Consider the following 23,051-nt stretch of genomic DNA (forward strand, 5'->3'; position numbering starts at 1 on the left):
CCACGTCTACGCCACCCTGTACTCCTCCACGTCCTCCGTCCTCAGCGTCAGTCCGTGGCCCAGGCCCTCCACGGGCCGTACCGTTCCGCCCGTCGGGTCCAGGGCGCCGTCGAAGAAGAGGGACTCGATGCGGACGTGGTCGTGGAACCACTCGAGGTGGCGGACGTTGGGGAGGACGGCGGACGCGGCGGCGTGGGCGTGGGGGGCGCAGTGGGCGGAGATCTCCAGGCCGTGGGACTGGGCGAGGGCGGCCGCGCGGAGGTACTCCGTCAGGCCGCCGCAGCGGGTCGCGTCGACCTGGAGGCAGTCCACCGCGCCGGCCGCGATCATGCGGGCGAAGTAGGGCAGGTCGTAGCCGTACTCCCCGGCCGTGACGTCGCAGACCAGCGCGTCCCGGACCAGGCGCAGCCCCGTCAGGTCGTCGGAGGACACCGGCTCCTCGAACCAGCCCACCCCCTGCTCGGCGAGGGCGTGACCGACCCGGACGGCCTGTTTGCGGGTGTACGCGCCGTTGGCGTCGACGTACAGCTCCGCCTCGGGGCCGATCACCTCGCGGGCCGCGTGGACCCGGGCCAGATCGCGCTCGACCGAGCGCCCCCAGTCCTCACCGATCTTGATCTTCACGCGGGGGATGTGCTGACCGTGCACCCAGCCGCCCAGTTGGGCCGCCAGATGCGTGTCGTGGTAGGTCGTGAAGCCGCCGCTGCCGTACACCGGGACCTCCTCGCGGGCCACGCCCAGCAGACGGGCCAGCGGGAGTTCCAGGAGACGGGCCTTGAGGTCCCAGAGGGCGATGTCGAGGGCCGAGATCGCGCAGGCGGCGATGCCCGGTCGGCCCGCGTTGCGCACCGACCGGCACAGCGCCTCGTGCACCGCGGGCACGTCCAGGGCGTCCCGGCCCTCGACCAGCGGCGCGACGTGCTCCTCCAGGAACTCCCCGACCGCCGCCGGGCCGTACGTCCAGCCCGTGCCCGTCGCGTCGCCCGCCGTCACCTCGGCGAGGACCACGGTCGTGGAGTCCCAGGCCAGTGTGCCGTCCGCCTCGGGGGCGTCCGTGGGCACCGTGTACACCGACACGGCGGGACGGTGGAGTTTCAGGCCGAGCGTCGAACCGAGCGTCATGCCGGTGCCCTCCTGCTCCTCAGTGCCCGTTCGGCTGAAGCTGCGGCAGCACCTTCGTACGGTAGAAGTCGAAGAAGCCGCGCTGGTCGGAGCCGATCTGGTTGACGTAGACCCGGTCGAAGCCCGCGTCCGCGAAGGCGTTCAGCGCGGCGACGTGCTCGTCGACGTCGTCCCCGCACACCGCCTTCTCGCGGACCATCTCCTCGGTGACCAGCGGCGCGAGCTGCTCGAAGTGCTTCGGCGAGGGCAGGATCTGGCCCATCTCACCGGGCAGGAACTGGTTGAACCACAGCCGCCGCACGGTCCGCAGGGCCTCGTCGCGGTCGGTGCCGTAGCAGACCTTCGTCCCGCCGATCACCGGCTTGGTGCCCCCGCCGCCCTTGCGGAACTGCTCCACCATCGACTCCTCGGGCATCATCGTGATGTAGCCGTCGCCGATACGGGCCGCGAGCGAGGTCGCCGCCGGGCCGAAGCCGGAGATGTCGATCGGGACGGGCTCGTCGGGGACCGTGTACAGGCGGGCGTTCTCCACCGTGTAGTGGGTGCCGTGGTGGGTGACCTCCTCGCCGGTGAACAGCCGGCGCATGATCTGGATCGACTCCTCCAGCATCTCCAGGCGGACGGTCGCCGGCGGCCACGCATCGCCGAGGATGTGCTCGTTCAGTGCCTCGCCCGACCCCACGCCCAGGCGGAAACGGCCGTTCGTCATCACCGCGCTGGTCGCGGCGGCCTGCGCCACCACCGCCGGGTGGATCCGGACCGTCGGGCAGGTGACCGCCGTCTCGATCGGCAGCGACACCGCCTCCGAGATCGCCCCGATCACCGACCACACGAACGGGCTCTGCCCCTGCGCGTCGTTCCACGGGTGGTAGTGGTCGGAGATCCACAGCGACTGGAATCCGGCCTGCTCGGCCATCCTCGCCTGCTCGACGAGATCCGCGGGGCCGAACTCCTCGCAGGACAGGAAATAGCCGTACTCGGGCATGGAAGGTACCTCCGCGACAGGGCGGGTCAGTGGGACGCCGTCCGAGTACCCGGCGGCCGGTCGGGAAACCGGCGGACGTTTGGGTGCCCTGGCCAGGGGGACGCGGAACACCTCGTACGTGCCACTGCCGTACGCCCTCGTACGCGCCCACCGCCGGAGGCGAACCGTGAGTCGACCGCGCATCCTGATCGTCGGTGCCGGCTTCGCCGGGTACCGCACGGCCCGCACCCTGGCGCGGATGTCCCGCGGCAAGGCCGACATCACCGTGCTGAACCCGACGGACTACTTCCTGTACCTGCCCCTGCTGCCCCAGGTGGCCGCCGGCATCCTCGAACCGCGCCGGGTCACCGTCTCCCTCTCCGGCACTCTGCCCCACGTACGGCTGGTGCTCGGCGAGGCCGACCGCATCGACCTCGACGGGCGCACCGTGCAATACACCGATCCCGAGGGCGACGAGGGCACGCTGGAATACGATCGGCTCGTGATCGCCGCGGGCAGCGTCAACAAGCTGCTGCCGATCCCCGGGGTCGCCGAGCACGCGCACGGCTTCCGCGGACTGCCCGAGGCGCTGTACCTGCGCGACCACGTGACCCGGCAGGTGGAGCTCGCCGCCGCCTCCGACGACCCCGAGAGCTGCGCCGCGCGGTGCACCTTCGTCGTGGTCGGCGCGGGCTACACCGGGACCGAGGTCGCCGCGCACGGGAAGCTGTTCACCGACGCGCAGGTCCGCAGGCACCCGATGCGGCAGGGCATACGGCCGCGCTGGATGCTGCTGGACATCGCGCCCCGCGTGCTGCCGGAGCTGGACGAGAGGCTCTCGCGCACCGCCGACGGCGTGCTGCGGGAGCGGGGCGTCGACGTGCGGATGGGGACCTCGGTGAAGGAGGCCACGCACGACGGGGTGCTGCTGACCGACGGCGAGTTCGTCCCGACCCGCACGGTCGTGTGGTGCGTGGGCGTACGGCCCGATCCGCTCGCGGAGTCCCTGGGGCTGCCCATGGAACGCGGGCGGCTGCTCGTCGACCCCTACCTCCAGGTGCCGGGGCGGCCGGAGGTGTTCGCGTGCGGGGACGCGGCCGCGGTGCCCGACCTGGACCAGCCGGGCCAGTACACGCCGATGACCGGGCAGCACGCCTGGCGGCACGGCAAGGTGTGCGCCCAGAACGTGGCCGCCTCCCTCGGTGTGGGGGAGCGGCGGCCCTACCGCCACAGCGACATGGGGTTCGTCGTCGACCTCGGCGGGGTGAAGGCCGCCGCCAACCCGCTCGGCGTCGCCCTCTCCGGCCCGGCGGCCGGCCTGGTCACCCGCGGATACCACCTCGCGGCCATGCCCGGCAACCGCGTCCGCGTCGTCGCGGACTGGCTCCTGGACGCGGTCCTGCCCCGCCAGGCCGTCCAGCTGGGCCTCGTACGGTCCTGGTCGGTCCCGCTCGACACGTCGTCACCCGAGCTGGCGCGGGTGCCGGGTGGCCCGGAGGGCCGGGAACGCCGAAGCCGAGAGGGACAGGAGCAGCGCGAGCAGCCGCGCAAGCAGGAGCAGTCGCAGAAGCAGGAGAAGCAGGAGAAGCCGGAGAAGCAGGACAAGCACGGCAAGCAGGGAAAGCAACGGCAGAGGAAGACGCGGACGGGGCCGGGCGCGGCGACGGAGGCCGATACGCGCGAGCCGGACGGCAACGGTGAGCCCGCGAAGGGGCAGCCGGGTGGCGAGCCGGCCAAGAACCAGCCCGGTGGTGAGCCGGCGAAGGCCCAGCCGGGCGGGGAGCCCGCGAAGAACCGATCTCACCACGATCCCGCCGAGGAGACCGTCCCCGGCCCCGTGAAGCGAAACGACACCCCCGCGGAAGCGGAAGGAGACTCATGAACACCGGTGAACTCGTAGAACTGGGACAGCAGTTGCGCGTGGACAGTGTGCGGGCGGCCGCGGCGGCCGGGTCCGGGCATCCGACGTCCTCGATGTCCGCCGCGGACCTGATGGCCGTTCTGCTCGCGAACCACTTCCGCTACGACTTCGACCGCCCGGCGCACCCCGCCAACGACCGCTTCGTCCTCTCCAAGGGGCACGCCTCGCCGCTGCTGTACTCCGCGTACAAGGCGGCCGGCGCCATCGACGAGGACGAGCTGCTGACCACGTACCGCAAGCTGGGCAGCCGCCTCGAAGGGCACCCCACCCCGCAGCGGCTGCCGTGGGTCGAGACGGCCACCGGCTCGCTCGGCCAGGGCCTCCCCCTCGGCGTCGGTATCGCGCTGGCCGGCAAGCGGCTGGACCGGGCCGGCTACCGGGTGTGGGTGATGTGCGGCGACAGCGAGCTCGCCGAGGGCTCCGTGTGGGAGGCCGCCGAGCACGCGGGCCACGAACACCTCGACAACCTCACCGTGATCGTCGACGTCAACCGGCTCGGCCAGCGCGGCCCGACCCGGCACGGCCACGACCTCGACGCCTACGCCCGCCGCTTCCAGGCGTTCGGCTGGCACACCGTCGAGATCGACGGCCACGACGTCGACGCCGTCGACCGCGCGTACGGCGAGGCCGCGTCCACCAAGGGCCAGCCGACGGCGATCCTCGCCCGCACCCTCAAGGGCAAGGGCGTGGCCGACACCGAGGACCGCGAGGGCCTGCACGGCAAGCCGCTGAAGAACGCGGACGACGCGATCGAGGAGCTCGGCGGGGTCCGCGACATCCGCGTCCAGGTGCACGAGCCCCCGGCGGCCCGCCTGCTGCATGCGGTCCGCAGCGGGCACGTGGAGCTGCCCCGCTTCGACAAGGGGGACTCCGAGAAGGGTGTCGCCACCCGCGACGCCTTCGGCCAGGCGCTCGCCGCGCTCGGCAGCGGACGCGGCGACGTCGTCGCCCTGGACGGCGAGGTCGGCGACTCCACCCGCGCGGAGTTCTTCGCCAAGGAACACCCCGAGCGCTACTTCGAGTGCTACATCGCCGAGCAGCAGCTCGTCGCGAGTGCCGTGGGCCTGTCGACGCGCGGCTGGGTGCCGTACGCCTCGACGTTCGCGGCGTTCTTCACACGCGCGTACGACTTCGTGCGCATGGCCTCCATCAGCGGTGCCGGCATCAACCTGGTCGGCTCCCACGCGGGCGTCGCCATCGGCCAGGACGGGCCTTCGCAGATGGGCCTGGAGGACCTGGCGATGTTCCGCGCGGTGCACGGCTCGACCGTGCTGTACCCCTGTGACGCCAACCAGACCGCCCACCTGGTCGAGGCGATGGCGAACCTGGAGGGCATCCGGTACCTGCGCACCTCGCGCGGCGAGAGCCCGGTGATCTACGGCCCCGAGGAGGAGTTCCCGATAGGCGGCAGCAAGGTGCTGCGCTCCTCCGACCAGGACCGGCTGACCGTCGTCGCGGCGGGCGTCACCCTGCACGAGGCGCTGGCCGCCGCGGACACGCTGGAGCGCGAGGGCATCCGGGTGCGGGTCGTCGACCTGTACTCGGTCAAGCCCGTCGACCGGGCCACCCTGCGCAAGGCGGCCGAGGACACCGGCTGCCTGCTCACCGTGGAGGACCACCATGAGGAGGGCGGCATCGGGGACGCCGTGCTCGACGCGTTCCTCGACGGGCGCCCCGTACCGCGCCTGGTGCGGCTCGCCGTCCGTACGATGCCGGGCTCGGCGTCCCCGGACGAGCAGCTGCACGCCGCGGGCATCGACGCCGAGTCGATCGCGGCGGCCGGCCGGCTGCTGGTGGAGCAGGCGATCGTGCCGTGAGCGACGGCGCCACGCGGACCGTACGGGCGGGCCGCCGCTCGGTGCAGGTGCACCGGCCCGACAAGGTGCTCTTCCCCGGCGGCGGGGGCGCAAAGGAGTACACCAAGGGCGACCTCGTCGACTACTACCGGGCCGTCGCCCCGTTCATGCTGCCGCACCTGCGGGGCCGCCCGCTGATGGTGGAGCGGCATCCGGACGGCATCGACGGCCCCGGCTTCATGCAGAAGAACACCCCGGAGAGCTACCCGGAGTGGATCACCCGTGTCGAGGTGGCCAAGGAGGGCGGGACGGTCTGTCACACCGTCTGCGACGACACCGCCACCCTCGTCCACCTCGCCGACCAGGCCGGCCTCACCCTGCACCGCTGGCTGTCCCGCGTCGACATCCCCCACTCTCGACTTCGCTCGAGCGGGGGGACCCCCACCGACCGGCCCGACCGGCTGGTCTTCGACCTCGACCCGGCCGGGGACGACTTCCCGGCGGTGCGGGAGGCGGCCCGGCTGCTGCGCGAGCTGCTCGACGAGCTGGGTCTGCCCTCGGCGCCGATGACCACCGGATCGCGCGGACTGCACGTCGTGGTGCCCCTCAACGGCCGCCACGACTTCGACGAGGTGCGCGCGTTCGCCCGGGACACCGCCGACACCCTCGCCGCCGCACACCCCGACCGGCTCACCACGGCCGCCCGCAAGAAGGAGCGCGGCGAGCGGCTCTACCTCGACGTGCAGCGCAACGCCTACGCGCAGACCGCGGTCGCGCCCTTCACCGTGCGCCCCCGGCCCGGCGCACCCGTGGCCACCCCCATCACCTGGTCCCAGCTGGACGACCCGGAGCTCGACGCGCGCAGCTTCAGCGTCGCCGACGCCGTCGACCAGGCCCGCACCAACCCCTGGGCCGATGTGATGCGGGCCGGCCGGGCCCTGGGACCGGCGCGCCGCAGGCTCAACAAATTGCGTGGCTGAACCACCTACCGGGCGGGACGTGTCTCGAACGCGTCCCGTCTCCGACGCATGCCCTCCTGAAGGTTTGGCCAATGGCCAAGCGGCCACCCGAAGGAAGAGGTGGCCATGTCGAACACAAAGAGCACAGCACAGACACAGGATTCACGAAATCGCCGAAGTCATGACGAACGGCGTGGTGAACCCCGTGATTCAGGGAACCCCGAACGTAAGGAAAAGCCCGTGGCGGACGACCGGCCCAGGCCCATGGAGGTGCTGCGGGAGGCGCGCGCCCAGCTCGCGGAGCTGACGGGCATGACCGCCGAGAGCGTGTCGTCCTTCGAGCAGACGGAGGACGGCTGGTCGCTGGAGGTCGAGGTCCTGGAGCTGGAACGCGTGCCCGACACGATGAGCCTGATGGCGAGCTACCAGGTGGAACTCGACCCGGAGGGCCAGCTCACCGGCTACCGGCGCGTTCGCCGCTACGAACGCGGGCGGGCCGACTCACATCGGCCCGGCGGCCGCTAGGCCGCCCGCCCGCGACACCAACCGTTCACGAGACCACAGAGAAGGAGGCACGGTCGGCATGACCGTAGTCCCGGCACAGCAGACCGGCGGCGGAGGCGGCTCCAGCGGCCTCTACGACGTTCTGGAGCTCGTCCTCGACAGGGGGCTGGTCATTGACGCGTTCGTGCGAGTCTCCCTCGTCGGCATCGAGATCCTGAAGATCGACGTACGGGTCGTCGTGGCCAGCGTCGACACCTACCTGCGCTTCGCCGAGGCGTGCAACCGTCTCGACCTGGAGGCCGGCCCCCGCAAGGACCCGGGCCTGCCCGACCTCGTCGGCGAGATCACCGAGTCCGGTGCGCGCGGCAAGTCCAAGGGGGCGCTGTCCGGTGCCGCCGAGACCATATCCGGCGCCTTCAAGCAGGCACGTGAGGAGGGCCAGACCGAGTCCAGGTCGGAGTCCAGGCCGCGGACCCGCAAGTCCACGGCGTCGCGCCGGAAGGAGGACGAGGAGTGAGCACGTACGTCTACGGCATCACAGCCGCTTCCCACCCGTCGCTGCCCGAGGGCATGGGCGGGGTGAGCGAGCTCCCCGTGCGCATCCTGAAGGAGGGTGAGCTGGCGGCCGTCGTCAGTGACGCCCCCGAGGGGCTGCGGCCCAAGCGCAAGGAACTGCTGGCCCACCAGAACGTGCTCGCCGAGGCGGGCGGGGGCGGCTGCGTGCTGCCCATGCGGTTCGGCAGCGTCGCCCCGGACGACGGCACGGTCACCGGAGTGCTGGGCGAACGCGCCGAGCACTACCTGGAGCGCCTGCGCACGCTGGACGGCAAGGTCGAGTACAACGTCAAGGCCACCCACGACGAGCAGGCCGTGCTGCACCGCGTGATGTCGGAGAGCCCGGAACTGCGGTCCCTGGCGGAGGCCAACCGCAAGGCGGGCGGCGGCACCTACGAGGACCGGCTGCGGCTCGGCGAGATGGTGGCGTCCGCGGTCAAGGCCCGCGAGGCCGACGACGCGGTCGACGTGCAGCACACCCTGGAGCCGGCCGCCGCCGCGGTGAGCGTCGGCCCCGAGTCCACGGGCTGGCTCGCCAACGTGTCGTTCCTGGTGGAGCGCGACACCGCCGAGAACTTCCTCGCCGCGGTGGAGCAGCTCCGCAAGGGCCACCCCCACCTCGAACTGAAGGTCAACGGTCCGCTGCCCCCGTACAGCTTCGTCGAGCCCGGCCCCGCCGAGCCCGCGGGCACCACGGCCGGCGCGGACACCGCGGAGGAGTGAGTGGCCATGGGGCTGATCTCGGAGGTGCTGCTGCTGCCCTTCGCACCGGTGCGCGGCAGCGCCTGGGCGATCAGACAGGTGCTGAGCGAGGCGGAACGGATCTACTACGACCCCGCCACCGTCCGGGCTGAACTCGCCCGCCTGGAAGAGCGGTTGGAAGCCGGCGAGATCGACGAGGACGAGTTCGACCGCCAGGAGGACGAGTTGCTCGACCGGCTGGAGGTCGGCTTGGGCGGTGGCGCGGGAACAGGCGAGGGGACGGCACGATGAACCGAATGGGACTGGGCCTCGCGATAGGGGCCGGATACGTTCTCGGACGTACCAAGAAGATGAAGCTGGCCATGGCGGTGGGTTCCCTCGTGGCCGGCAAGAAGCTGAACCTGACCCCGAAGGGCATCGCGGACCTGGTCTCCCAGCAACTGGCGAACAACCCGCAGTTCAAGGAGATCGGCGACCAGCTGAAGCAGGACCTGAGCGGGGTCGGCAAAGCGGCATCGGGCGCCATGGTCGAACGGCAGATGACCGCGCTCGCCGACCGGCTGCACGGCCGTACCGGCCAGGTCCGTGACCAGCTGGCGGGCGTGGTGCCGGGCGCGCAGGACTCCGAGGACGAGGAGGAGCCGGAGGAGGCGACGGCCGAGGACGAGACCGAGGAGGACGAGGAACCGCAGGAGGAGGAGGCGACCGCCGAGGACGAGGAGGAGCCGGAGGAGGACGAGGAGGAGCCGGAGCCGCCGCGCGAGGAGGCGGCGAAGAAGGCCGCCAAGAAGGCGCCCGCGAAGAAGGCTCCCGCGAAGAAGTCGGCGGCGGGCAAGGCCCCGGCCAAGAAGGCGGCGGCCAAGAAGACCACCGCGAAGAAGACGGCCGGCAGGAAGACCGCGGCGGCACGCGGCGGAGCCCGCCGGGCCGGCGGGCGACTGCCGAAGGGCGGTGGTGAATGATGACCGAGACCCTCGGAAACGCACAGAACGCGGCCGGCAAGGCCACCGGAAAGGCGACCGGCGCGGCGACGAACAACCCGCTCACCGGCCTCGCCCAGAGCGAGGCGGCCGACCGGCTCAAGGCGGAGGTGCAGGAGTACCTCGCCGCGCAGGCCCAGCGGGTGCTGGTCGGCGCGGGTCGCAAACTCGGCGAGACCACGGTCAAGCTCAACGACATCGCCGAGGGCAAGAGCCCGGGCTTCGCCAAGCTCGCCCTCGACGGCGGCCGCAAGCTCGTAGAGGGCAAGGGGCCGCTGCGCGCGGCGGCGGAGACCGGCGCCTCCCACATGAAGGACAAGGCGATGGGCGCGCTCAAGAATCTCGGCGGCGGCGGCAAGGGCAAGCGCAAGGGCGGCGGGGGCCAGAAACCGACCGTCATCATGGAGTCCGTGGACGTCGGCGTGGACCTGCGGACCGCCTACGACCAGTGGACCCAGTACCAGGACTTCAGCACCTTCGCCAAGGGCGTCAAGAGCGCGAACCGCGCCGACGACACCCAGTCCGACTGGCAGCTGAAGGTGTTCTGGTCCAACCGCAGCTGGAAGGGCAAGACCACCGAGCAGATCCCCGACGACCGGATCTGCTGGACGTCGGAGGGCGCCAAGGGCACCACGCGCGGCGTCGTCTCCTTCCACCGGCTCGCCGACAGCCTCACCCGCGTCCTGCTGGTCATCGAGTACTACCCCTCGGGGTTCTTCGAGAAGACCGGCAACATCTGGCGCGCCCAGGGACGCCGTGCCCGGCTCGACCTGAAGAACTTCGCCCGCCACATCACGCTCAAGGGCGAGGCGGAGGAAGGCTGGCGCGGCGAGATCCGCGACGGCGAGGTCGTCCAGAGCCACGAGGACGCCCTGGCGGCGGAGGAAGAGGAGCAGGAGGACTCCGAGGCCCGGGACGAGGAAGCACCCGAGGAGGACGAGGAGGAGTACGAGGGCGAGGAGGAGGAAGGCCCCTACGCGGAGGACGAGAGCGAGGAGACCGACGAGTACGACGAGGAAGAGGCGCCGGAGGGAGAAGCGGAAGAGACGGAAGAAGCGGAAGAAGGGGAAGAGCCGGAGGAGGAGTACGAGTCCGAGGATGAGGACGAGTACGCCGACGCCGGGAGCCGGCGATGAGCATGCCCAGCAGAATGCCGGACCCCTACGGTCCGAGCAGCGGCTCCAATCTCGCCGACATCCTGGAGCGCGTGCTCGACAAGGGGATCGTCATCGCGGGCGACATCCGCATCAACCTGCTCGACATCGAACTCCTCACCGTCAAGCTCAGGCTCATCGTCGCCTCCGTAGACAAGGCGAAGGAGATGGGCATCGACTGGTGGGAGACCGACCCCGCGCTGTCCTCCCGCGCCCGCCGCGACGAACTCGCCCGCGAGAACGCCGAACTGCGTGAGCGCCTCGCCCGGCTGGACCAGTTGGAGGCCGGCCGCACCGAGAGGGCCGACAAGGCCGAGGAGACCGAGACGGCCGAGAAGAAGGAGGCCCCATGACGGGACTGCGGTACGTGTACGCCGTCTGCCGCCCCCTCGGTGCGCCGCTGCAGGCCGAGCTGACGGGCGTGGCCGGCGCCCCGCCCAAGCTGCTGCCCCACCACGGACTGATCGCCGTGGTCAGCCATGTGCCCGAGCGCGACTTCGCGGAGGAGCCGCTCCACGCCCATCTGGAGGACCTCGACTGGCTGTCCGAGACCGCCAGGGCCCACCAGGGCGTGATCGACGCCCTCACCGTCGTCACCACCCCGCTGCCGCTGCGGCTCGGCACAGTCTTCCGGGACGACAGCGGCGTCCGGGTGATGATCGAGGCGCGCGAGGAGGAGTTCCGGCGCACCCTCGACCGGCTGGAGGGACGGGTCGAGTGGGGCGTCAAGGTGTACGCCGAACCGGAGTCCGAGCCGGCCGAGCAGCCGGCCGGGAAGGCGGCCTCGGGCCGGGACTACCTGCTGCAGCGCAGGCAGCGCGCGCGGGCGCACGAGGACCAGTGGCAGAAGGCGGAGGAGTTCGCGACCCGCCTGCACGAGACGCTGTCCGCGTACGCCGAGGCGGCCAAGCTGCACGCACCGCAGAACGCCGCTCTGTCCGGGGCCTCCGGGCGGAACGTGCTCAACGCCGCCTATCTGGTGCCGCGGCGGTATTCCGAGGAGTTCGTGGAACTGGTGGACCGCACCAAGGACGACCCGAGGGCCGAGGCCTCCGGGCTGCGCGTGGAACTCACCGGTCCCTGGGCCGCGTACTCCTTCGCGGGAGAAGTCACGGAAGGCGCGCAAGAGTGACCGTCGTCGAACGCCGTGAGGTCGCCCTCGTGGACCTGCTCGACCGGCTGCTGGCCGGCGGCGTCGTCATCACGGGGGACATCACCCTGCGCATCGCGGACGTCGACCTCGTCCGCATCGACCTGAACGCGCTGATCAGCTCGGTGAACGAGCAGGTGCCGTCGCCGTGGGGGGATTGACATGACCGAGCGCCGCAACCGACTGGACCTCGAACCCGACACGGTGGAGCGCGATCTCGTCAAACTCGTCCTCACCGTCGTGGAGCTGCTGCGTCAGCTGATGGAACGGCAGGCGCTGCGCCGGTTCGACACGGGCGACCTGTCCGAGGAGCAGGAGGAGCGGATCGGGCTCACGCTGATGCTGCTCGACGACCGCATGACCGAGCTGCGCGAGCGCTACGGCCTGCGGCCCGAGGACCTGAACCTGGACCTCGGGCCGCTCGGGCCCCTGCTCCCCCGGGAATGAGGCTCGTAAGGGCTACTTCCGGCAGAGGACCTCTCCGTGCAGGACGCTGAACCAGCCGTCATCGTGCCGCCCCCACTCCCGCCAGGCCCGCGACACGGCCCGCAGCCGCTCCTCGCTCGCGTGCCCGCCCTCCGTGGCCCGCCGCGCGTACTCCGACGCCAGAGTGCGGTCGGCCCACAGCCCGCTCCACCACTCCCGCTCCTCGGCCGTGGCGAACGTCCAGGTGCTGGAGGTGGCCGTGACGTCGGTGAACCCGGCCGCCAGCGCCCATGACCTCAGCCGGCGTCCGGCGTCGGGTTCGCCGCCGTTGGCGCGGGCCACCCGGCGGTACAGGTCCAGCCAGTCGTCCATGCCCGTCGACTCCGGGTACCAGGTCATCGCCGCGTAGTCCGAGTCGCGGACCGCGACGATCCCGCCGGGCCTGGTGACCCGCCGCATCTCGCGCAGCGCCCGCACCGGGTCGCCGACGTGCTGGAGCACCTGGTGGGCGTGGACCACGCAGAACGTGTCGTCGGGGAAGTCCAGGGCGTGGACGTCGGCGACCGCGAAGCCGACGTTCGTCAGGCCGCGTTCTTCGGCCGTGGCCCGCGCCCGGTCGAGGATCCCCTCCGCTCGGTCGACGCCGGTGACGTGTCCCTCGGGCACCAGGGCGGCCAGGTCGGCCGTGATGGTGCCCGGGCCGCAGCCGACGTCCAGGATCTTCATGTGGGGCTTGAGCGAGCCGAGCAGGTAGGCCGCCGAGTTGGCGGCCGTCCGCCAGGTGTGCGACCGCAGTACGGACTCGTGGTGCCCGTGCGTGTAGACGGCGGTCTCCCGCGCTTCCGGCATGGCTGTGCCCTTCTCCTCGTACCGGGACCCCGGACTCCGGGGAGCCCGGGGCGACTGCTCCACGGTACGCTGGTGGCCGCATGCTGAGACCATTTGTTTCGCGATATGGACTGACGAAATGTCAGCCCCGGGGGAGGGGCCGGTACACCGTCAGCGCCTGCGGCAGCTTCTCCAGCGTCACCTCGCCCCGCACCTCGGTGACTTCGCCGTCGTGCGCGAGGAGAGTGCCGGGCGCCACGTCGTTGAGCCGGAGCCGGCCGACCTGGACCGCCGCGTGCACGGGGGAGCGGGTCAGCGGACCCGCGACGGCGGCCGCGAACAGCCGCAGCGCGGGCCGGCGCCCGCCGTGCACCACCCGGACGTCGAGCTTCCCGTCCGCCAGATCGATCCGGCGACCGGGGGCGAGACCCATGCGGTGGTACGTGCCGTTGCCCGCGAACAGCAGCCACAACGGGTGGGCGCGGCCGCCCACTTCGGCCTCCAGCGGATGACGGTCGGCGCGCAGCACCCGCAGCGCCGCCAGTACCCCGGCCGGCCAGCCCCCGATCCGCCCCGACCAGCGCTCCCGCTCGCGCACCAGCTCCGGATACACGCCCAGGCTGCACGTGTTGAGGAAGACGCCCTGCCGGGCCCCGCAGGTGAACCGGCCCACGTCCACCCGCACGCCCTCGCCGCCCCGCACGGCCCGGGCCAGGTCCCGCACGTCCTCCACGCTCAGGTCGAGGGCGAAGTGGTTGAGGGTGCCGCCCGGCACGACGGCCAGCGGCAGCCCGGTGCGCAGGGCGACCTCGGCGGCCGTGTTCACCGTGCCGTCGCCCCCGCACGCACCGAGCACCCGGGCACGGGCCGCCGCCTTCTCCAACTCGGCCCGCACGTCCCGTGGTTCGCACTCCACGACCTCCGCCAGCGGCAGCGCGTCGCGCAGCGCCCGCACCCGGTCGGCGGTGCCCGCGCCGGTGTTGGCGACGACCACCAGACCCGCTCCGTCGGGCAGCGCCGGCACCTCGGTGCGGGGCCGGGCCGGCGGGGCGGCCTGGGCACGGGTCGGCACCAGGGCCCGTACGGCGAACGCGGCGCCCGCGCCCAGAGCGGCCCCCGTGAGGACGTCGCTCGGGAAGTGCACGCCCGTGTAGACACGGGACATCGCCACCGAGAACGCCACCGGAGCCACCACCGCGCCCCAGGCCGGGGACTCCAGGGCCACACCGGCCGCGAAGGCCGCCGCCGACGCCGAGTGCCCCGAGGGGAACGACGTGGTGATCGGCTGCCGCCTCAGCCGGCGCGCCATCGGCACCGGGTCCAGGACGGGCCGGGGGCGGCGCACCGAGCGCTTGCCGAGGGTGTTGATGGTGAGCGAGGCCAGGCTGAGGGAGGCGAGCCCGCGGGCGGCCGCCCGACGGGCCCGGGGCGTGCGGACCGCCGCCATCGCGGCCGCCGTCGCGAACCAGAGCACCCCGTGGTTCGCGCTCCGGCTCAGCCGTGGCAGCACGCGCTCGGCACCGGGCCAGCGGCGCTCGGCGGCGAACTCGAACACCTGGTTGTCCAGGGCGAGCAGGCGGTGACGAAAGGGGTGCGGTCCGGGTTTCGGGACGGTGAGGTCGACATCAGGGCTCATGGCGTCGCGGGTACCCTGAAGCGGCCACTCCTTGTCCGGGCTTCACGTCCCCGCGTCATGCCCGGAGCGTCGACCGCACGGAGGAACACCGCATGCGCCTGCTGCTCGTCCGCCACGGCCAGACCCCCACGAACGTGGACTACCTCCTGGACACCGCCGTGCCCGGCCCGGGCCTGACCACCCTCGGCGAACAGCAGGCCGCGAAGCTCCCCGAGGCCCTCGCCGGTGAGGACATCGAGGCCCTCTACGCCTCCACCCTGATCCGCACCCAGCTCACCGCCGCCCCGCTGGCCGCCGCCCGCGGCCTCGACGTCCTCGTCCGCGACGGCATCAGGGAGATCTCCGCGGGCGACCTGGAGATGCAGCCCGGCGAGTCGGAGCGGGGCGAGCTCTACATGCGGACCGTGTTCGCCTGGGCGGCCGGGGACACCGCGCTGCGGATGCCGGGCGGGGAGAGCGGCGCCGAGGTCCTCGCGCGCTACGACTCCGTCGTCGCGGAGGCCGCCGCGAGCGGGGCCACCACGGTCGCCATGGTCAGCCACGGCGCGGCGATCCGCATGTGGTCGGCCGCCCGCGCGGACAACGTCGACGTGCCCTTCGCCGCCGCCCACCGCCTCGACAACACCGGCGTCGTGGTCCTGGAGGGCTCGCCGTCCGACGGCTGGAAGGCCCTGTCGTGGGCCGGTGCGACCGTCGCCCCCGCAGGCGAGGGCGGCCCGGCGGGACGGCCGCTGGACACCAGCCGATAAGAGTTTGCCCGGCCGGTCCCGGCGCCTTCAGAATGCGTTTCATGGGACATCTGGAAGCCGCGCACCTCGAGTACTACCTCCCCGACGGGAGGGCCCTGCTCGGCGATGTGTCGTTCCGGGTGGGCGAAGGCGCCGTCGTGGCGCTCGTCGGACCCAACGGCGCCGGCAAGACGACCCTGCTGCGCCTGATCTCCGGCGAACTGAAACCGCACGGCGGCACCGTCACCGTGAGCGGCGGGCTCGGCGTGATGCGCCAGTTCGTGGGATCCGTACGGGACGAGACGACCGTGCGCGACCTGCTCGCGTCCGTCGCGCCGCCCCGCATCCGCGAGGCCGCGAAGGCCGTCGACGAGGCCGAGCACGCCATCATGACCGTCGACGACGAGGCCGCCCAGATGCGGTACGCGCAGGCGCTGTCCGACTGGGCCGAGGCACGCGGGTACGAGGCGGAGACGCTGTGGGACATGTGCACCATGGCCGCGCTCGGGGTGCCGTACGACAAGGCGCAGTTCCGGGAGGTCCGCACCCTCTCCGGCGGTGAGCAGAAGCGGCTGGTGCTGGAGGCGCTGCTGCGCGGCACCGACGAGGTGCTGCTGCTCGACGAGCCCGACAACTACCTCGACGTGCCCGGCAAGCGGTGGCTGGAGGAGCGGCTGAAGGAGACCCGCAAGACGGTCCTGTTCGTCTCCCACGACCGCGAACTCCTCGCCCGCGCCGCCGAGAAGATCGTCTCGGTGGAACCCGGCCCCGCCGGTGCCGACGCCTGGGTGCACGGCGGTGGCTTCGCCACCTTCCACGACGCCCGCCGGGAACGCTTCGCCCGCTTCGAGGAGTTGCGCAAGCGCTGGGACGAGAAGCACGCGCAGCTGAAGAAGCTGGTGCTGAACCTCCGTCAGGCGGCCTCCATCAGCCCGGACATGGCGTCCCGCTACGCGGCGGCGCAGACCCGCCTGCGCAAGTTCGAGGAGGCCGGACCGCCGCCGGAACCGCCGCGCGAGCAGGACATCAAGATGCGCCTCAAGGGCGGCCGCACCGGCGTCCGCGCCGTCACCTGCGAGAGCCTCGAGCTGACCGGCCTGATGAAACCCTTCGACCTGGAGGTCTTCTACGGCGAACGCGTCGCCGTCCTCGGCTCCAACGGCTCCGGCAAGTCGCACTTCCTGCGTCTGCTCGCCGGCGACGACGTGGCGCACACGGGACAGTGGAAGCTCGGGGCGCGCGTCGTGCCCGGGCACTTCGCCCAGACCCACGCGCACCCCGAGCTGGAGGGCCGCACCCTCCTCGACATCCTCTGGAAGGAACACGCCCAGGACCGGGGCGCGGCCATGTCCCGGCTGCGCCGCTACGAGCTGACCCAGCAGGCCGAGCAGAGCTTCGACCGCCTCTCCGGCGGCCAGCAGGCCCGCTTCCAGATCCTGCTGCTCGAACTCCAGGGGGTCACCGCCCTGCTCCTCGACGAGCCGACCGACAACCTCGACCTGGAGTCCGCCGAGGCACTCCAGGAGGGCCTGGAGGCCTTCGAGGGCACGGTCCTCGCCGTCACCCACGACCGCTGGTTCGCCCGCTCCTTCGACCGCTACCTGGTCTTCGGCAGCGACGGCCGGGTCCGGGAAACCCCGGAGCCGGTGTGGGACGAACGCCGCGTGGAACGGGCCCGCTAGCACCTTCGCCCTGCACCGCCCGCGCCCCTGCAGGGGCGCGGGCGGTGCACATATGCGGCTCCGCCGCGCGGGCGCGACCAGCCACGACGAACCCGCGGCCGGGCACGCTGGGCACCATTACTTCCAGCGCAGCAGCGCCCCCAGGCCGCCCACCGGCGCCTCCTCGGCCGCCGTGGGCACCGCGAGGGCCTGGGCATCCGTGGCCACAGCGGACCGCACCAGCGCGTCGTCCGCGCGGGCCGCCCAGGAGTTCTGCTCGCCGAGGGCCTTCAGCTCCGTACGGCGTACGGCGAGCTGGTCCGGTTCTTCCCCGATCCACACCTCCCGGTGCGCGTCCGGGCCGTCCGTGCGGATCAACAACTCGTCGATACGGTGCTCACGCGCCGCCTCGACCAGCGCGGGCACGCCCTCCACCGCACCGGCCTGCCCCTCGGCGTCCGGGGCGCGGGCGGCCAGGAACCGCTCCAGTTCGGCCTCTGTCCGCCGGCGCACATGCTCGGCGCGGGCCTGCTCCACCTCCTCGTCGAGGAGCCTGCTGCCGGTGCCGTGGGTCAGCTCGACCACGCGGTCGTGCAGCCGCTGCGGCAGCCGATCGTGCACGGACCGTCGCTCACGGTCGTCGCCGACCAGGATCAGCAGGTCGGCCCGCGTCTCCTCCTGGCAGACGGTGAGCGCGTCGGCGATCTCCACCGCGTTGTGCTCCCAGGTGTTCTCCACCTTCAGCTGGAAGTGCCGCTCCGACCAGTCGGTCGTGGACGTGCGGTGCACGGGCCACTGCCGTCCGGTGACCGACCCGGCCTTCTGGCTGCCCAGCGCGCTGCGCAGCTCGAAGTCGGCGCCCCTGCGGTCGACGTAGGCCACCACGCAGATCGGTTCCTGGTCGGCCAGGTCCAGCAGCGGGGTGACCCTGGGCAGCGGCGCCCACTGCGCCCAGCTGCCCTGGGGGGCCTTGGCCAGCGGCGGGTCCAGGACCACCTGGCCCGCCCGGGCGAACAGGGCCCGCCCGTGTGGCTCGGGGGAGTGCCGCAGTTCCTCCACGGCGTCCTGCACCGCCCGGCAGGTGGCGTCGTCGGCGCCCTGGTCGGCCAGTTCCCGGGCCAGCGCGGCGGCGGTGAGATGTCGTTCGTGGGGGGTGCTCTCCGTGTGGTGGGAGGTGTCGACGTATACAGAGGCCCAAGGGCCGGATTGTTCGTACAGTGGATGCAGAAAAGCGAGATCCATGGCTCCCTCCCGGATGCCGCTCGTGGGTAGTGCTCCCGGGCGGGTACCCGAAGAGCATGAACGAACACGACGAGCGGGACATCGCGATGACCGGAGTCGACCCCGACCGGCTGGACGACCAGCAGCTCATGAAAGAGCTGGAGACGATCCACCGCACACGCCACGACACCCTCCTGCACGGCTCGAACGACGCGTTGCGGGCCCACAACGAGCGCATGGCGCAACTGGAGGGCGAGTACCTGCGCCGCAACCCGCGCCGCTTCGTAGCCCAGGGCCGCACCCGCGAGGGCGCCCGCGAACGCGGCAGGGAACAGCACGAACTGGTGGGCAAATGGGGCCGGGGCACCGGCGGTCAGGGAGCGACGAACGGCCCCGGCGGGAAGTGATCCCGCCGGGGCCGCACGCCGTACGAGCCGGTGTGGCCCGATGGCCGTCGTGGTGGTGCCCGTGGTCAGCCGCGCACCGGCGGCCGGTCCCAGTGCCGGTGCTGGGCGATCGCGTCCACGAACGCCTGGATGAACTCCGCGCTCGCCGCCCCCGGCGAGGTGTCCGTCACGACACCCCGGTCGCTCACCGCCCGGTGGAACTCGGTCGACACTGCGAGCCCCTCGGGCTCCAGCGCCGCCACCACACGCACACCGGAGCCGAGCGCCGCCACCGGCTTGCCGTGCCGGTAGGCGTCCCGTACGAAGCGCATGGCGTCCGGATCGACCGCCGTCGGCGGAGTGTCCACCGGACCGCCGGGCACCAGGACGGCGTCGTAGAGCACGGAGGCGACGGTCGGCAGCGCGCGGTCGACGGCATACGTCTCACCGTCGGCGCCCGTCACGGTGCCGTCCGTGTCCGCCAGCGCCTCCACGATCGCCCCCTCCGCGGCCAGCGCCTCGCGCACCGAGGTGACCTGTTCGGCGTCCACCCCGTCGCTGACGAGCACCGCGATCTGCCGGGTACGGATGGAGCCGTCCCCGTGCAGTGACTCCGCGTCCAGACTGAGGGCGGGGGAGGCGAGCTTGTGCGCCGCCTGACTCCCGGAGGGCTCCGGCACCCCGACGCCCCGGGCCACCGCGGCGGCCAACTCACCGTCCACCTTGGCCAGTTCCTCGACCGTACGGGCCCGTACCGTCCGTGCGTCGACCTTGCCCAGCTCGAAGCGGAACGCCTCGACGATGTGCTGCTTCTCCCAGTCCGCCATGCTGTTCCAGAACAGCGCCGCCTGGCTGTGGTGGTCCTTGAAGCTCTCGCTGCGCTGCCTGATCTTGCGGCCGTCGACCCGCTCGGCGTAGTGCCGGTAGGCCTCGGGGTCGCCGCCCGCGTGCGCCGGGCAGCCACCGCCCAGGGAGTTGGGGAAGTAGTTCGTGCCCCGGTGGATCGTGCTCTGGTGGTAGCCGTCGCGCTGGTTGTTGCGGACCGGCGCCACCGGCCGGTTCACGGGCAGCTGGGCGAAGTTGGGGCCGCCCAGCCGGATCAGCTGCGTGTCCAGGTAGGAGAAGTTGCGGGCCTGGAGCAGCGGGTCATTGGTGAAGTCGATGCCGGGCACCACGTTCGCGGTGTGGAAGGCGACCTGCTCGGTCTCCGCGAAGAAGTTCTCCGGGTTGCGGTTCAGCACCATCCGGCCGATCGGCCGCACCGGCACCTGCTCCTCCGGGATGATCTTCGTCGCGTCGAGCAGGTCGAAGTCGAAGGAGAACTCGTCCTCCTCCGGCACCAGTTGGACGCCGAGCTCCCACTCCGGATACTCACCGGCCTCGATCGCGTCCCACAGGTCACGCCGGTTGAAGTCCGGGTCGCGGCCCTGACACTCCTGTGCCTCGTCCCACACCAGCGAGTGCACACCCAGCTTGGGCTTCCAGTGGAACTTCACGAACGTGCCCTTCCCCTCCGCGTTCACGAAGCGGAAGGTGTGCACGCCGAAGCCCTGCATCATGCGGTAGCTGCGCGGGATCGCCCGGTCCGACATCAGCCACATGATCGCGTGCAGCGTCTCCGGCTGGAGCGACACGAAGTCCCACAGCGAGTCGTGCGCGGACGCACCGGTGGGGATGTCGTTGTGCGGCTCCGGCTTCACCGCGTGCACGAAGTCGGGGAACTTGATGCCGTCCTGGATGAAGAAGACCGGGAAGTTGTTCCCGACCAGGTCGTAATTGCCCTCCGAGGTGTAGAACTTGGTCGCGAAGCCGCGCACGTCCCGCACGGTGTCCGCCGAGCCCTTCGGCCCCTGCACCGTGGAGAACCGCACGAACACCGGCGTGCGCACCGAGGGGTCCTGGAGGAAGGCGGCACGGGTGAACTCCGCGCAGGACTCGTACGGTTCGAAGTAGCCGTACGCACCCGCGCCCCGGGCGTGCACCACCCGTTCCGGGATCCGCTCGTGGTCGAAGCGGGTGAGCTTCTCCCGGAAGTGGAAGTCCTCCATCAGCGTCGGGCCACGCTCGCCGGCGGCCAGCGAGTCGTCGGTGTGGTCGACCACCACACCCTGGTCGGTGGTCAGCGGCCCGCCGGCCGGATCGGCCGCCCGGTGGTCCTCGCGTTGCTCCTGCTTGTGCTCGTCCGGAGCAGTCATCAAGCGCCCTCCCGTGCGAAGACGTCGAGGAACGCCTCGCAGAACGCCTTCAGGTCGTCCGGCTTGCGGCTGGTGACCAGCTTGTTCGGCCCGTGGTCGCAGATCTGCACCTGCTCGTCCACCCAGGAGCCGCCCGCGTTGCGGATGTCCGTCTTGAGGCTCGGCCACGAGGTCAGCACCCGGCCCCGTACGACGTCCGCCTCGACCAGCGTCCACGGGGCGTGGCAGATCGCGGCGACCGGGCGGCCCTGCTCGAAGAAGGCCTGCACGAACGCGACGGCCTTCTCGTCGGCGCGCAGGAAGTCCGGGTTCGCCACCCCGCCCGGCAGCACCAGCCCGCCGAACGACTCGGCCGACGCCTCGCCGACGACCTCGTCCACGGGGAACGTGTCCGCCTTGTCCAGGTGGTTGAAGGCCTGGATCTCGCCCGGCTGCGTGGACACCAGCACCGGTTGGTGGCCCGCGTCCTTCGCGGCGTGCCAGGGATCGGTGAGTTCGACCTGTTCGACGCCCTCGGGGGCCACCAGGAATGCGATGCGCATGTTCTTCACGTCCTTTCGGTCATCGGCCTTGCGGTGCACGCCAACGGGCCGCGTCGTCCTTGGCGTGCTTCTTCTTGCTGCGCGCGGCGCGCAGGCAACGCAGCAGCTCCTCGCCGTACGGCAGGGCCACACACGTGCCGATCGCCACCGCGATCCCCGCGAGATACCCGGGCGACAGCGGCCGTCGACGCGGCACCAGACGCCATGCGTCCCGATCGCCCCGTCCGCCGCGCGCCAGCGACTTCACCTGGTCGGCGTGCAGGCACATCAGCGAGGCCAGGGCGGCGAACGGCAGCGACTCCAGGAAACTGTGGATGTGCTGCTCGATCGGCTTGACCTCGCGCTCGCTCCGCACGGCCGTGCGTACGTCCCACAGCGCGGTCGCCTCGTGCGTCGCGGCCCCCGCCAGCTGCAACGACAGCAGCAGGGGGTTGACCTCGTAGCGCAGGGTGAGCGCGATCGGGAGACCGACCTCCGCCATCATCAGCGAGTGGATCAGGGACTCCTTCGTCCCCGCCGTCTCCTCGATCCGGGTGCGCCGGTGCATCGCCCAGTCGGCGAGCCCCGGCACGAACCAGCTGGGCAGCAGCCCGTAGAGCAGATAGCGCGTCGTGGCGTCGCCGACGTCGACCTTGGTGCCGGTCGCCGCGATCTCGGCGGCCTGGTCCCGCCTCATGCGCGGCCCCGGCTGTCCGCGCCGGCCCGGCTGATGTCGGCGAGCGCCGAGTCCGGGTCCCGCGCCAGTGCCAGGTCGCCCAGGCTGACGATGCCGACGGGCCGGCCGTCCTCGATGACCGGCAACCGCCGTACCGCGTGCTGCCGCATCAGCTGCACCGCCGCGGCCGCGGAGTCGTCCGGGCCGACCACGACCGGGTGCGGGCTGCACACGGCCTCCGCGGACACCGCCAGCGGGTCGACGCCCTCGGCCACCGCGCGCACCGTGATGTCACGGTCGGTGAGCACCCCGACGACCCGCCAGTCGTCGGCGACGAGGACGTCGCCGATGTCCCGCGCCCGCATCAGCTGGGCCGCCTCGACGAGCGAGGCGCCCGGACGCACGGTGATCACGCCCGGGGTCATGACGTCGCGCACGGACTCCGTCCTCACCGCGAGCCCTCCTGCCCGCCCCGGCCGGACGCCGTGAGCGCCTCCGCCAGGGCCTGGACATTGGGGTAGCGCGCCGAACGCGGCAGGTCCCGCACCGCGTCGACCATCTCGTCCGGAGCGTTCTTGCTGCGCAGGACGCCGGTCAGCTCGCCCGGGCTCGCCGGGAAGGAGCTGCGGCCCAGCACACGGGCCAGCTCCAGACGCACCGACTCCAGGGAGGCGTGCGAGCTCCCCGGCGCCACGGGGCCGCGCCACACCTCCGGATCGTCGTCGGCGGTCGGCTCAGGGTCGTGCCACTCCTCCGTCCGCGTGGGGTGCCCAGACCTGAGCAGCCCCTGCAGTTCGTGCTTCATCTCCTCGTCCCGGTGGACGCTCAGCCGGTCGCTGCCTCGCTGCATTTCTCCCTCCAGAGCTTCGGGGGTGGGCCACCGCGTACCCGAGGAGTGGACGCCGACACCGGGATTACCGGCCGGATCGGCACGGTGTCCCCCGTACGGACGCAACCCGGGGTTTG

At 72.1% G+C, this 23,051-nt stretch carries 26 protein-coding genes; 16 read left to right on the forward strand and 10 right to left on the reverse strand.

What is annotated here, in order from left to right:
- Positions 1–6 precede the first annotated feature (6 nt).
- Both ACGFNV_RS00670 and ACGFNV_RS00675 read right to left on the reverse strand, forming a co-directional pair.
- Positions 7–1,098 carry an enolase C-terminal domain-like protein gene (locus ACGFNV_RS00670; protein ID WP_393619945.1) on the reverse strand — a complete coding sequence of 364 codons (1,092 nt, stop codon included), beginning with the start codon at positions 1,096–1,098 and terminating at the stop codon, positions 7–9.
- Between the two features lie 43 nt (positions 1,099–1,141).
- On the reverse strand, positions 1,142–2,107 hold the full coding sequence (locus tag ACGFNV_RS00675; RefSeq protein WP_393618233.1) for an LLM class F420-dependent oxidoreductase: 966 nt from the start codon (positions 2,105–2,107) through the stop codon (positions 1,142–1,144).
- Between the two features lie 166 nt (positions 2,108–2,273).
- Here ACGFNV_RS00675 and ACGFNV_RS00680 point away from each other — a divergent pair, with 166 nt between their 5' ends.
- The 13 genes from ACGFNV_RS00680 to ACGFNV_RS00740 all read left to right on the forward strand — a co-directional run bounded on the left by ACGFNV_RS00680 (position 2,274) and on the right by ACGFNV_RS00740 (position 12,254).
- Positions 2,274–3,968: an NAD(P)/FAD-dependent oxidoreductase gene (locus ACGFNV_RS00680; RefSeq protein WP_393618234.1), complete on the forward strand. Its 1,695-nt coding sequence runs from the start codon at positions 2,274–2,276 to the stop codon at positions 3,966–3,968.
- Positions 3,965–5,824 carry a transketolase gene (locus tag ACGFNV_RS00685; protein ID WP_393618236.1) on the forward strand — a complete coding sequence of 620 codons (1,860 nt, stop codon included), beginning with the start codon at positions 3,965–3,967 and terminating at the stop codon, positions 5,822–5,824. Before ACGFNV_RS00680 ends, ACGFNV_RS00685 begins: the two co-directional genes overlap by 4 nt.
- The gene (gene ligD, locus ACGFNV_RS00690; protein WP_393618238.1) at positions 5,821–6,783 is read left to right on the forward strand and encodes a non-homologous end-joining DNA ligase; all 963 of its coding nucleotides are present in this window, start codon (positions 5,821–5,823) and stop codon (positions 6,781–6,783) included. The genes ACGFNV_RS00685 and ligD overlap by 4 nt, the downstream gene beginning before the upstream one ends.
- Positions 6,784–6,888: 105 nt before the next feature.
- On the forward strand, positions 6,889–7,287 hold the full coding sequence (locus tag ACGFNV_RS00695; protein ID WP_393618240.1) for a gas vesicle protein: 399 nt from the start codon (positions 6,889–6,891) through the stop codon (positions 7,285–7,287).
- 58 nt (positions 7,288–7,345) lie between these two features.
- Positions 7,346–7,783, forward strand: a complete 438-nt coding sequence (locus tag ACGFNV_RS00700; RefSeq protein WP_133925926.1) for a gas vesicle structural protein GvpA — start codon at positions 7,346–7,348, stop codon at positions 7,781–7,783.
- On the forward strand, positions 7,780–8,544 hold the full coding sequence (locus tag ACGFNV_RS00705; RefSeq protein WP_393618242.1) for a GvpL/GvpF family gas vesicle protein: 765 nt from the start codon (positions 7,780–7,782) through the stop codon (positions 8,542–8,544). Before ACGFNV_RS00700 ends, ACGFNV_RS00705 begins: the two co-directional genes overlap by 4 nt.
- Before the next feature lie 6 nt (positions 8,545–8,550).
- Positions 8,551–8,814, forward strand: a complete 264-nt coding sequence (locus ACGFNV_RS00710) for a gas vesicle protein GvpG (protein WP_393618244.1) — start codon at positions 8,551–8,553, stop codon at positions 8,812–8,814.
- A complete protein-coding gene (locus ACGFNV_RS00715) occupies positions 8,811–9,485 on the forward strand; it encodes a DNA primase (protein ID WP_393618246.1) in 675 nt (224 codons plus the stop codon). Before ACGFNV_RS00710 ends, ACGFNV_RS00715 begins: the two co-directional genes overlap by 4 nt.
- A complete protein-coding gene (locus ACGFNV_RS00720) occupies positions 9,485–10,639 on the forward strand; it encodes an SRPBCC family protein (protein ID WP_393619947.1) in 1,155 nt (384 codons plus the stop codon). Before ACGFNV_RS00715 ends, ACGFNV_RS00720 begins: the two co-directional genes overlap by 1 nt.
- The gene (locus ACGFNV_RS00725) at positions 10,636–11,010 is read left to right on the forward strand and encodes a gas vesicle protein (RefSeq protein ID WP_393618248.1); all 375 of its coding nucleotides are present in this window, start codon (positions 10,636–10,638) and stop codon (positions 11,008–11,010) included. The genes ACGFNV_RS00720 and ACGFNV_RS00725 overlap by 4 nt, the downstream gene beginning before the upstream one ends.
- Positions 11,007–11,789 carry a GvpL/GvpF family gas vesicle protein gene (locus tag ACGFNV_RS00730; protein ID WP_393618250.1) on the forward strand — a complete coding sequence of 261 codons (783 nt, stop codon included), beginning with the start codon at positions 11,007–11,009 and terminating at the stop codon, positions 11,787–11,789. The genes ACGFNV_RS00725 and ACGFNV_RS00730 overlap by 4 nt, the downstream gene beginning before the upstream one ends.
- The gene (locus ACGFNV_RS00735; RefSeq protein ID WP_133925919.1) at positions 11,786–11,968 is read left to right on the forward strand and encodes a gas vesicle protein; all 183 of its coding nucleotides are present in this window, start codon (positions 11,786–11,788) and stop codon (positions 11,966–11,968) included. The genes ACGFNV_RS00730 and ACGFNV_RS00735 overlap by 4 nt, the downstream gene beginning before the upstream one ends.
- Before the next feature lies 1 nt (position 11,969).
- Positions 11,970–12,254, forward strand: coding sequence for a gas vesicle protein K (locus ACGFNV_RS00740; protein WP_133925918.1), 285 nt, complete (start codon positions 11,970–11,972; stop codon positions 12,252–12,254).
- 12 nt (positions 12,255–12,266) lie between these two features.
- Here ACGFNV_RS00740 and ACGFNV_RS00745 read toward each other — a convergent pair whose 3' ends face one another.
- Both ACGFNV_RS00745 and ACGFNV_RS00750 read right to left on the reverse strand, forming a co-directional pair.
- Positions 12,267–13,082, reverse strand: a complete 816-nt coding sequence (locus ACGFNV_RS00745) for a class I SAM-dependent methyltransferase (protein ID WP_393618252.1) — start codon at positions 13,080–13,082, stop codon at positions 12,267–12,269.
- Positions 13,083–13,203: 121 nt separating this feature from the next.
- Complete coding sequence (locus tag ACGFNV_RS00750; protein WP_393618253.1) at positions 13,204–14,697, reverse strand: bifunctional phosphatase PAP2/diacylglycerol kinase family protein; 1,494 nt, start codon at positions 14,695–14,697, stop codon at positions 13,204–13,206.
- A gap of 92 nt (positions 14,698–14,789) precedes the next feature.
- On the opposite strand from ACGFNV_RS00750, the gene ACGFNV_RS00755 reads away from it, so the two are divergent.
- Together ACGFNV_RS00755 and ACGFNV_RS00760 are read left to right on the forward strand one after the other, a co-directional pair.
- Entirely contained in the window at positions 14,790–15,446 is a 657-nt protein-coding gene (locus tag ACGFNV_RS00755; protein ID WP_393618255.1) for a histidine phosphatase family protein, read from the forward strand.
- 41 nt (positions 15,447–15,487) lie between these two features.
- Positions 15,488–17,107 (forward strand): ABC-F family ATP-binding cassette domain-containing protein, encoded by a 1,620-nt coding sequence (locus ACGFNV_RS00760; protein ID WP_393618257.1) that lies wholly within the window; start codon positions 15,488–15,490, stop codon positions 17,105–17,107.
- Between the two features lie 117 nt (positions 17,108–17,224).
- Here the strand turns inward: ACGFNV_RS00760 and ACGFNV_RS00765 are convergent, their stop codons facing one another.
- Positions 17,225–18,328, reverse strand: a complete 1,104-nt coding sequence (locus ACGFNV_RS00765; RefSeq protein WP_393618258.1) for a Vms1/Ankzf1 family peptidyl-tRNA hydrolase — start codon at positions 18,326–18,328, stop codon at positions 17,225–17,227.
- Positions 18,329–18,384: 56 nt separating this feature from the next.
- Here ACGFNV_RS00765 and ACGFNV_RS00770 point away from each other — a divergent pair, with 56 nt between their 5' ends.
- The gene (locus ACGFNV_RS00770; RefSeq protein WP_393618260.1) at positions 18,385–18,714 is read left to right on the forward strand and encodes a DUF6158 family protein; all 330 of its coding nucleotides are present in this window, start codon (positions 18,385–18,387) and stop codon (positions 18,712–18,714) included.
- A 65-nt stretch (positions 18,715–18,779) separates the two neighbouring features.
- Here ACGFNV_RS00770 and ACGFNV_RS00775 read toward each other — a convergent pair whose 3' ends face one another.
- The 5 genes from ACGFNV_RS00775 to ACGFNV_RS00795 are packed head-to-tail and all read right to left on the reverse strand — an operon-like array spanning position 18,780 to position 22,935.
- Positions 18,780–20,888 carry a catalase gene (locus ACGFNV_RS00775; RefSeq protein WP_393618261.1) on the reverse strand — a complete coding sequence of 703 codons (2,109 nt, stop codon included), beginning with the start codon at positions 20,886–20,888 and terminating at the stop codon, positions 18,780–18,782.
- On the reverse strand, positions 20,888–21,430 hold the full coding sequence (locus tag ACGFNV_RS00780; RefSeq protein ID WP_393618263.1) for a type 1 glutamine amidotransferase domain-containing protein: 543 nt from the start codon (positions 21,428–21,430) through the stop codon (positions 20,888–20,890). The genes ACGFNV_RS00775 and ACGFNV_RS00780 overlap by 1 nt, the downstream gene beginning before the upstream one ends.
- Before the next feature lie 19 nt (positions 21,431–21,449).
- The gene (locus ACGFNV_RS00785; protein ID WP_393618265.1) at positions 21,450–22,106 is read right to left on the reverse strand and encodes a diguanylate cyclase; all 657 of its coding nucleotides are present in this window, start codon (positions 22,104–22,106) and stop codon (positions 21,450–21,452) included.
- On the reverse strand, positions 22,103–22,510 hold the full coding sequence (locus ACGFNV_RS00790) for a CBS domain-containing protein (protein WP_393619949.1): 408 nt from the start codon (positions 22,508–22,510) through the stop codon (positions 22,103–22,105). Before ACGFNV_RS00790 ends, ACGFNV_RS00785 begins: the two co-directional genes overlap by 4 nt.
- Before the next feature lie 23 nt (positions 22,511–22,533).
- On the reverse strand, positions 22,534–22,935 hold the full coding sequence (locus ACGFNV_RS00795) for a DUF2795 domain-containing protein (RefSeq protein ID WP_393618267.1): 402 nt from the start codon (positions 22,933–22,935) through the stop codon (positions 22,534–22,536).
- Positions 22,936–23,051 lie beyond the last annotated feature (116 nt).

This window comes from Streptomyces sp. NPDC048751 (assembly GCF_043198595.1).
Taxonomy (GTDB): Bacteria; Actinomycetota; Actinomycetes; order Streptomycetales; family Streptomycetaceae; genus Streptomyces.